Here is an 8,934-nt window from a genome sequence, read left to right as displayed (position 1 = left end):
AAGCCCTGGCGAGTTGGCAGCATCACTACAACTGGCATCGGGCTCATAGCGCCATCGGCGGCATTGCGCCGATGGCGAGACTTCCTGCGTCGAGAAACAACCTCTTGACGCTTCACAGCTAGCCGGCTGAAGTTGGCGCGCGCAGGCATTCGCATAGAATCGGGAGGTTTCGTTGCTCCTGTCCCGGCTGCATTTCAGCGAGGTCGCCATGCCATTGAACACGCCGCTTTCCGGCATCCACATCATCGAATTCGAAGGGCTCGGCCCCGGCCCGCTTGCGGGCTGGATCCTCGCCGGGATGGGCGCGCGGATCACGCTGATCGCGCGCCCGGCCGGCCGCACGAGCGCGCCGGACGCGTTGAAGTCAGGCGATGGCGACTTGCTGCGCGAAGGCAAGACGATCGTCGAACTCGACCTGAAGTCGCCGGCCGGCCGCGACGCCGCGCTCGACCTGATCGCACAGGCCGATGCGTTGATCGAGGGCCTGCGGCCCGGCGTGATGGAGCGGCTCGGCCTCGGGCCTGACGATTGCGCACGCCGCCATCCGACGCTCGTGTACGGGCGGATGACCGGCTGGGGGCAGCATGGTCCGCTCGCAGCTGCGGCCGGACACGACCTGAATTACGTCGCGTTGACGGGGCTGTTGTCGCTATCGGCACCGCGCGACGGCCGGCCGGGGGTGCCGCCGACCGTCGTCGGCGATGCGGGCGGCGCCCTCGGGCTTGCGTTCGGGATCATCTGCGCGCTGTTCGACGTGCGTGGCGGCGGGCCGGGGCGCGTGGTCGACGGTGCGATCGTCGACATCGTGTCGATGCTCGGCTCGCTCGCGCTGTGGGCGCGCGCGAACGGGCAGCTCGACGGCGCGCAGCCGAGCCTCTTTCACGACGCGCCGTTCTACGACGTGTACCGCTGCGCGGATGGCGAATGCGTGACGATCGGCGCGCTGGAGCCGCCGTTTTATGCGCTGCTGGTCGAACGGCTCGGGCTGACCGACGTCGATCCGGCGTCGCAGTACGACCGCGCGCGCTGGCCTGCGCTGAAGGTGCGCTTCGCCGAGGTGTTCGCGCAGCAGCCGTCCGCGCACTGGCGCGCGCTGCTGGAGGGCACTGATGTGTGCTTTGCGCCGGTGCTGAGCGTGGCTGACGCGGCTACGCATCCGCACAACGCGGCACGCGGGATCTATCGGACGGATGAGAACGGCAACGTGCGGGCGCGCGTGGCGCCGCGGTTTTTGCCGCTGGCGGGGGATGGGGCGGGTTAGCGCGAAACCGGCTGCCGGCCGCTCACGCCGTTTCCTCCGGCGCATCCGGCATCTTGCCGTCGCCGACGCGGTTGATCGTGCCCTGCGCGATCGCGACGAGCCGCTCGTGATCGCCGTCGATGACGAACACATGACACTGGCAGGTCGCCTGGTGCCGGCCCGCATAGACGAGCTTCGCGCGGGCGACGAGCGTGCCGTTCACGGCCGGCCGCAGGTAATTGATCTTGTATTCGGCGGTGATCACGCGCGGGCCGAGCACGAGCGCGCCGGCGAACGTCAGCGCGTTGTCCGCGAGGTAGCTGATGACGCCGCCGTGCACGAAACCGTGCTGTTGCCGCAGTTCTTCGCGCACGGGCAGGCACAGCGACACCTCGTTGTCGCCGATATGCATCAGCTCCGTGCCCAGCAGCATGCTGAACGGTTGCGCACGCAATGCGCCGCGCGCGTGATCCGTGATGTCGGTCATCGACTTTCCTCGAAATGAGTGCCCGCTTGCGCTGAACTCTAGGAAGGGGGCTGCGGATAAGCAAGGAAATTCGTCCGCGTTTCCTGCGAATTCTGGTGCGATGCGACGCGATTATTGCGTCGAATGCCGTAGATTTCCCTGTTTGCGGGACATTCGGCGGGAATGCGCGGGCAACGCGCACTTCGTCACCGTCCGTTCCTAAAGTCCGACGAAGAAATGCCGCTAATGCCGGGGCATTGCCTCATCGTCCGCTTTCAGGAATTCCCCCATGTTCGGAAAAATCAAGCTCGCGTCGGGTCTGCTCGGCGTGTTGACCGTGTTCTGCCTCTTCCTGTTCGCGATCGAGGCGCTCGGTTTTTGGGCGCTCAAGTCGACGCGTAGCGGCGTCGACGATCTGTCGAACGTCGCGATCGCGCAGGTCGACGCGGCCAGCCAGGCGACCCAGCAGTTGCTCGACGCGCGTATCAACCTGTCGCGCGCCGGCACGCGGATGGTGCGCGGCGGCCCGAAGCCGGAAGACATCATCCGCCATGCCGGCGCTTCGCTCGCGGAGGCGGACAAGGCGTTCGCCGCGCTGACGGCCGCGCAGCCGGTCGACGATACCAACCGTGCGCGCGTCGCGGCGCTCGCCGAGCGCTATCGCGCGCTGCGCGGTGCGCTGGGCGAACTCGTGCAGTTCCTCGATGCCGACAACATCCAGGCCTTCCTCGACCAGCCGACGCAGAGCATCCAGGACGCCTATATCGCCGAACTGCACCGCTTCACCGACTATGGCGGCGCATCGAGCCGCACGGCGCTCGACACGATCGACGGCGGCATGCTCTGGTTCAAGTCGGTCGGCATCGTGCTGCTGGTGGCGATGCTCGTCGCGAGTGCGGCGATCTACGCGGCCGCGCGGCGCGCGGTCGTCGCGCCGCTGGAGGAAGCCGGCCGCCATTTCGAGCGGATCGCGCAGGGCCGGCTCGATGAAGTCGTGCGGGCGGGCGGCGTGTTCGAGATCGACCGGATGCTGCGCGGCCTCGCCGCGATGCAGACGAGCATCGCGGGCACCGTGCGCACGGTGCGCCACGCGTCCGACGCGATCCACCTCGGCGCGGGCGAAATCGCGGGCGGCAACGCCGACCTGTCGGCGCGCACCGGCACGCAGGCCGCGTCGCTGGAGGAAACGGCCGCGAGCATGGAGGAACTGACGGCGACCGTCCGGCAGAACACCGACAGCGCACGCGCGGCGAGCGCGCTGGCTGATGCGGCGCTCGAGGCGACGAGCCACGGCGGCGGCGTGGTCGACAGCGTGATCGACCGGATGCGCGGCATCGCGCAGAGCTCGGGCCGGATCGCGGAGATCATCTCGGTGATCGACGGCATCGCGTTCCAGACCAACATCCTGGCGTTGAACGCGGCGGTGGAGGCCGCGCGGGCCGGCGAACAGGGGCGCGGCTTCGCGGTCGTCGCGGGCGAAGTGCGCTCGCTCGCGCAGCGTAGCGCGCAATCGGCGAAGGAGATCAAGGCGCTGATCGAGGATTCGGTCGCGCAGATCAACGGCGGCGCGGAGCTCGTCGAGCGCGCCGGCGAAGCGATGCGGACGGTGTCGACGTCGATCACGCGCGTCGTGCAGACGATGTCCGAGATCACGTCGGCGTCGGTCGAGCAGAGTGTCGGGATCGAGCAGGTGAACCAGGCCGTCACGCAGATGGATCAGCTCACGCAGCAGAACGCGGCGCTGGTGGAGGAGGTTGCGGCGGCGGCCGCGTCGCTGAACGACCAGACCGCGCACCTGATGCAGGCGGTGTCGGTGTTCGAACTCGGCGATGGACGCGCCGCACGCGGCGAACGCGCGGCGCCGTCGTTCGCCGAGACGGATTACGCGCCGGCGGGCAGCGCCGCGTAGGCGGTCGCGAGGTGGTAGGGCGTCGTCGACGGCATGTCGGCGCGCGACACCTGCCCGTCCGCCGTCTTGCACTCGAACCAGCCGCGCGGATGCAGGAAGCGCGCGGCGAAGCGCTCGATCTGCCGCGCGAGCGGCGCGGAGGCCGGCGTGCCGCCGTGCGTCGCGAGCGCACGCAGGTACTCGGTTTGCGCCCAGATCCGCTGCGTGCCGTCGACGCACGCGCCTTGCGCGTCGAGCGCCGCGCAGACGCCGCCCGTCTGCGGATCGACGCCGTATTGCTCCGCGAACGCAAACGCGCGCGCCAGCGCGCCGGGGAGCCCGGTCCGTGCGAGCCGCGCACCGGCCGCATCGACCAGGTAGAACCATTCGAACTGATGGCCGGGCTCGAAACGGTTGTCGGCGGAGCCGAGCGGCAGCTCGGCCACGCAGCCGGTCGCCGGGTCGACGAACGTGTGCTCGATGGCCTGCGCGGTGCGCGCGAGCGCGTCGTCGAACGCCGCGTCGCCGAATGCATCGGCAGCCGCGAGCCACGCTTCGGTCAGGTGCATCAGCGGATTCTGCAGCGCACCGCTGCCGGATGACGAGAAGTCGGCGTGGCGCGCCGCATCGAGCCGCGCGTCGCCGGGGCGCGGCGCGAAGCGGTCCTGGATCAGCGCGGCGGTCTCCTCGGCCGCCTGGCGGGCGGCGGCGTCGCCCGACGCCGCATACCACGCGGCGCACGCGAACACGATGAATGCATGCGTGTAGAGATCCTTGGTCGTGTCGAGCGGCGCGCCCTGCGCGTCGACGCTGTAGACCCAGCCGCCGTGGCGGGGGTCGCGAAAGCGCCGGCCCAGTGCATCGAACAGCGTGGCCGCGTGCGCGGTGTCGCCGGCCTGCGCGAACACGAACAATTGCCGTGCGCAGGCCATTGCGCGATAACGGGTCACGGGCAGCGGCGCGTGGGTGGCCGGATCGACGGCTTCGAACGGCAACTGTAATGTCTGGTCGAACCCTGAACCTCGCCAGATCGGCAAGACGACGTGCGCGAAATGGTGGCGCAGCTGGGCGGCCTGGGCGGAAGCGGAGTCGGAAACGGACATGACGGGGTTGAGCGCTGGGTTCGAAACGTGTCGGCGCGGCCCGGAGGATCGGCGCGGCCGGGGCCAAGGATAAAACATTCCGCACGGCCGGCACCAGAAAAGGAGATAAATCGCATGCTGAGCAACCTGGAACTCGTGATGCGGCTCGTTCTCGCGGCGGCGCTGGGCAGCGTCATCGGCTTCGAGCGCGAGCGCCTGTCGTGGGCGGCCGGCCTGCGCACGCACATGCTTGTATGTGTCGGCTCGACGCTGATCATGATCGTGTCGGCGTTCGGCTTCGCCGACGTTCTCGGCAGTAGCGAGCACATCGTGCTCGATCCGTCGCGGATCGCCGCGCAGGTCGTGTCGGGCATCGGCTTCCTCGGCGCGGGGTCGATCCTGCTGCGCGGGGAGATCGTGCGCGGGCTGACGACCGCCGCGAGCCTGTGGTCGGTCGCGGCGATCGGCCTCGCGGTGGGCGGCGGGCTCTACGTCGCGTCGATTTCGGCGACGATCATCATCCTGATCATCCTGGCCGGCATCAAGCCGCTGGAGCGGCGCTACTTCACGGTGCGCCAGCGGCGCCAGCTCGCGCTGACGGTCGTGAGCGGCACGCTGAACTTCGATTCGCTGCACGCGGCGCTCGGCGCGGACAGCGCGCGCGTGAAGCAGTTCATCGTGCAGCGGGCCGACGATACGGGCGAGCACGACGAGGTGCGCATCGCGCTCGCGCGGGTGTCGGAGCTCGAATACCAGGCGATCTGCGACAAGCTGCGCACGCTGAAGGGCGTGACGCGTTTCGAAGAGGGCAATGGGTTGTCGGGCGACGAATAGGCGGAATCGTCATCGGGGCATGCGACAATGACCGAGTACCGATTCCGTTCGACATCCGGTTCCGTGCTCGCGGGCCCTGCCATCCGATTTCCATGACCGAATCCGTTTCCTCGCCTCGCTCCCGCTCCCGTTCCAATCGTTCGTCGACCCGTTCCCGCCAGCGTTCGGCTGCTGCCGCGAGCAGTACGTCCGCGAGGGCGACGGCGCGGTCCGGCAGTGCGCCGGCCGGCGAGGGGGCGCGGGACGAACGGACGCTCGACCTGTTCGGCGATCCGGTGCTCGAGCCGGGTGAGCGCGCGGCGGTTGCGGCGCGCGACGAAGCGGGCGCGCAAGCCGATGCGGCGGTCGATATCGTGGACGATGTAGCCTCCGGGCGGCAGGCCGCGCTGGACGGGTTCGATGCGAGCGGGAGGGCGACCGCGACAGGGCATGCGGAAGCGGCTGACGGCGCGGTGACGCAGGAAGTCGCGACGGTGGTGCACGGTGTTTCGGTGCCTGAAGGTGGGGATGTCGCGAACGCTGATGTCGCGCCGGCTGCTGGCGGTGTTGCGGTGAAGGCGGTCGATGCTCCTCTGGCCGATGGCGTTGCAGCGAAGGCCGCCGATGTGTCTGCGGTCGACGGCGTCACGACGGTGACGACCGAACAGCAAGCGGCCGATGGTGCTGCGGCGAAGGCGATCGAATCGCAAGCGGCTGGCGGTGAAGTCGAGAAGGCTGTTGTCGACGCCACCACGGTCAAATCCCGCGCCGGGCGATCTTCCGGTGACGCCGTGAAAGAGCGTCGTGCATCGTCTGGCGGCAAACGCCGGGCGGCTGCCGGTGCAAGCGACGCGACAGCGGCGCAAGCCTCGCCGGTCGTGACGAGCGTCGACACGGTGGCTGAATCGGGCGAGGCGGGCCCGGCACCGGAAGTGGTGTCGACGGTCGAGCCGCAGACGTCGGCGCAGCCGGCGAACACGGCGAACACGGCGAACACGGCGAACACGGCGAACACGGCGAACACGGCGAACACGGCGAACACGGCGAACACGGCGAACACGGCGAACACGGCGAACACGGCGAACACCGCGAACACCGCGAACACCGCGAACACCGCGAACACCGCGAACACCGCGAACACCGCGAACACCGCGAACACCGCGAACACCGCGAACACCGCGAACACCGCGAAGGCCCATGACGCCGCACCATCGGCCGGCGCCACCGTATCCCCGGTCACACAACCGACGGCTTCCTCTGCATCCTTCGTCACCAAGCCGTCGGCGGAACGTGCGCAGCCGGCCGCGCCAGCCTTCGATCCGGATACGCACCTGCGCCCGCTGACCGACCGGCTCGCCGCCCTGCAAGCCGACGTGGACGGGCTGACGCACGCGGCCGATCGCGAGATGCGTCGCGTCAACCGCCTGCTGCTGGCGTTGGCTGTCGTCGTGCTGGCCGGGCTCGTCGCGCTGGTGATGCAGACGCGGCAGATCGCGCACCTGAAGCAGGACGTGGCCACGAAGCAGCAGCGGATCGATCGCCTCACGGCCGATCTGTCGACACAGCAGGCAACGCTGATGACGCTCGAGGAGCATCACGAAGCGCTGCTGTCGCAAGTCGACCGGCTGCAGCGCAACGCGAATCGCGAGGCGGCCGTCGCGAAGCGTGCTCGTCGCACGCGTTAATCGTTTCGACCCTATCCTGGGAGCTAGACGGAGCAAGGATCGCCGTTCTGCATCGGCGATCGGCCGTCGCGCGCATGCGGCAAACTGATGCGGTGCGCTGGCAGAGTTCAGGGAAAACCCTTAGAATGGAGTCCGTCCTAGGGAAAACCCTAGCCATATCTGTCAGGAGTCTCACATGAGCTTCATCCTCGCCCTGCTGCAAAAGATCGACGACCTGTTCGTGTCCCCGCACCTGCCGCTCGACGCCGAATACTCGTACGCTGCGCGTCGTGCCGAAGCCGAGCGCGTGCGCCGTGCGCACCTCGTGCCGATCGTCCTGTATCGTCGCTGATTCGCTGATTCGCTGATTCGCTGATTCGCTGATTCGCTGATTCGCTGATTCGGCGCGGTGCCCGCCGCACCTGCCCGCCCGCTTTCCGCCGCCGCATCGCGCGCCGGCGCGACCGTCCCGCTACACTGGAAGTCCGATTCCGTTCACGGTGACCGGGCCATGCTGCAGATGCGGCCGATGACGGCCAGCGAATTCCACGCGTACCGCACGCGAGCCATCGACGGCTACGCGCGCGATCTCGTCTCATCCGGACAAAATGCTGTCGAAGACGCGACCAGCCGGGCGCGCGCCTGTTTCGACACGCTGCTGCCGGACGGCCTGCGTACTTCCGGCCAAACCCTCGTCGTGCTCATCGACGGCGCCAGCGGCGACGCGGTGGGCGACCTTTGGTACGCGATCGTGCCCGAAGGGCCGAACCGCACGCTGTTCATCTACGACCTCGACATCGCCCCGTCCCGGCGCCGCCAGGGCTGGGGCACACGCGCGCTCGAGGCGCTTGACGCCGAAGCACGCCAGTATGGCGTCACCGAGATCGGGCTGTCGGTGTTCAATCACAACGCGGCGGCCCGTGCGCTGTATCGCGCGTGCGGCTTCGTGCCGATCACGACGACCTTGATCAAGCCGGTCATTTCGGACTGAAGCCACAGGCTGGCACGGCGTCGTCACGCGCGGGCGATTCGACTCGCCGAGATCGGCCAACACCGGCCAACCCTCCCGCTTCTTCCGCCTGCCGAAAGCGCCGAACGGCCATCAGGCCGTTCGGCACACGTCACCGGCACACGTCACCGGCACACGTCACCGGCACACGTCACCGGCACACGTCACCGGCACACGTCACCGGCACACGTCACCGGCACACGTCACCGGCACACGCCAACTGCACGCGTCACCGCGCGCGACCCTTCCATCTCCGCAACAGCAACGCGTTGGTCACGACGCTGACGCTGGAAAACGCCATCGCCGCGCCCGCGATCACCGGGTTCAGCCAGCCGAGCGCCGCAAGCGGCACGCCGACCAGGTTGTAGACGAACGCCCAGAACAGGTTCTGCTGGATCTTCCGGTACGTGCGTCTGGAGATGTCGATCGCGTCGGCGACGAGCGCCGGATCGCCGCGCATCAGCGTGATGCCGGCCGTGTGCATCGCGACGTCCGTGCCGGTCGCCATCGCGATGCCGACATCGGCCGCGGCGAGCGCGGGCGCGTCGTTGATCCCGTCGCCCACCATCGCGACGATTCCGCCGTGCGTGCGCTTCAGTTCGGCGACGACGCGTGCCTTGTCGTCGGGCAGCACCTGCGCATGCACTTCGGCGATTGCACGCGCTCGCGCGTCGCCTTCCACGACGGGCACATTGCGTCGTCCGGGTCGAAGTTGTAGCACGCGCCGTTGCCGTTGCAGTGCATCGCGGTGCCGTAGCTCTGCCACACGCGC

At 68.8% G+C, this 8,934-nt stretch carries 8 protein-coding genes and 2 pseudogenes; 7 read left to right on the top strand and 3 right to left on the bottom strand.

The genetic code is table 11. The features are described from left to right. Together G3N61_RS36565 and G3N61_RS36560 are read left to right on the top strand one after the other, a co-directional pair. Positions 1-122, top strand: a pseudogene (locus G3N61_RS36565) (IS481 family transposase); the annotation flags it as partial. An 86-nt stretch (positions 123-208) separates the two neighbouring features. After that, the gene (locus G3N61_RS36560) at positions 209-1,261 is read left to right on the top strand and encodes a CaiB/BaiF CoA-transferase family protein (protein ID WP_205824841.1); all 1,053 of its coding nucleotides are present in this window, start codon (positions 209-211) and stop codon (positions 1,259-1,261) included. Between the two features lie 22 nt (positions 1,262-1,283). Here the strand turns inward: G3N61_RS36560 and G3N61_RS36555 are convergent, their stop codons facing one another. Next, positions 1,284-1,727: a PaaI family thioesterase gene (locus tag G3N61_RS36555; RefSeq protein ID WP_011353771.1), complete on the bottom strand. Its 444-nt coding sequence runs from the start codon at positions 1,725-1,727 to the stop codon at positions 1,284-1,286. Between the two features lie 268 nt (positions 1,728-1,995). Between G3N61_RS36555 and G3N61_RS36550 the strand changes: the two genes are divergently transcribed. Continuing rightward, a complete protein-coding gene (locus G3N61_RS36550) occupies positions 1,996-3,615 on the top strand; it encodes a methyl-accepting chemotaxis protein (RefSeq protein ID WP_089451648.1) in 1,620 nt (539 codons plus the stop codon). Here the strand turns inward: G3N61_RS36550 and G3N61_RS36545 are convergent. Then, on the bottom strand, positions 3,588-4,697 hold the full coding sequence (locus G3N61_RS36545) for an AGE family epimerase/isomerase (protein WP_205824839.1): 1,110 nt from the start codon (positions 4,695-4,697) through the stop codon (positions 3,588-3,590). The genes G3N61_RS36550 and G3N61_RS36545 overlap by 28 nt on opposite strands. Positions 4,698-4,811: 114 nt before the next feature. Between G3N61_RS36545 and G3N61_RS36540 the strand changes: the two genes are divergently transcribed. From G3N61_RS36540 to G3N61_RS36525, 4 genes are all read left to right on the top strand, one after another. Beyond that, on the top strand, positions 4,812-5,510 hold the full coding sequence (locus G3N61_RS36540; RefSeq protein WP_043181134.1) for an MgtC/SapB family protein: 699 nt from the start codon (positions 4,812-4,814) through the stop codon (positions 5,508-5,510). A gap of 92 nt (positions 5,511-5,602) precedes the next feature. Continuing rightward, the gene (locus G3N61_RS39900; RefSeq protein WP_241018075.1) at positions 5,603-7,174 is read left to right on the top strand and encodes a flagellar hook-length control protein FliK; all 1,572 of its coding nucleotides are present in this window, start codon (positions 5,603-5,605) and stop codon (positions 7,172-7,174) included. A 175-nt stretch (positions 7,175-7,349) separates the two neighbouring features. Then, on the top strand, positions 7,350-7,505 hold the full coding sequence (locus G3N61_RS36530) for a hypothetical protein (RefSeq protein ID WP_006481665.1): 156 nt from the start codon (positions 7,350-7,352) through the stop codon (positions 7,503-7,505). A gap of 159 nt (positions 7,506-7,664) precedes the next feature. Further along, positions 7,665-8,144, top strand: coding sequence for a GNAT family N-acetyltransferase (locus G3N61_RS36525; RefSeq protein ID WP_205824837.1), 480 nt, complete (start codon positions 7,665-7,667; stop codon positions 8,142-8,144). Positions 8,145-8,391: 247 nt separating this feature from the next. Here G3N61_RS36525 and G3N61_RS36520 read toward each other — a convergent pair. Beyond that, positions 8,392-8,817, bottom strand: a pseudogene (locus G3N61_RS36520) (HAD-IC family P-type ATPase); the annotation flags it as partial. Positions 8,818-8,934 lie beyond the last annotated feature (117 nt).

The organism is Burkholderia sp. Ac-20349 (genome assembly GCF_017104865.1).
Classification (GTDB): Bacteria; Pseudomonadota; Gammaproteobacteria; order Burkholderiales; family Burkholderiaceae; genus Burkholderia; species Burkholderia aenigmatica.
The sequence above is the reverse complement of the archived record's forward strand: the minus strand, read 5'-3'. Positions and strand labels throughout refer to the sequence as shown.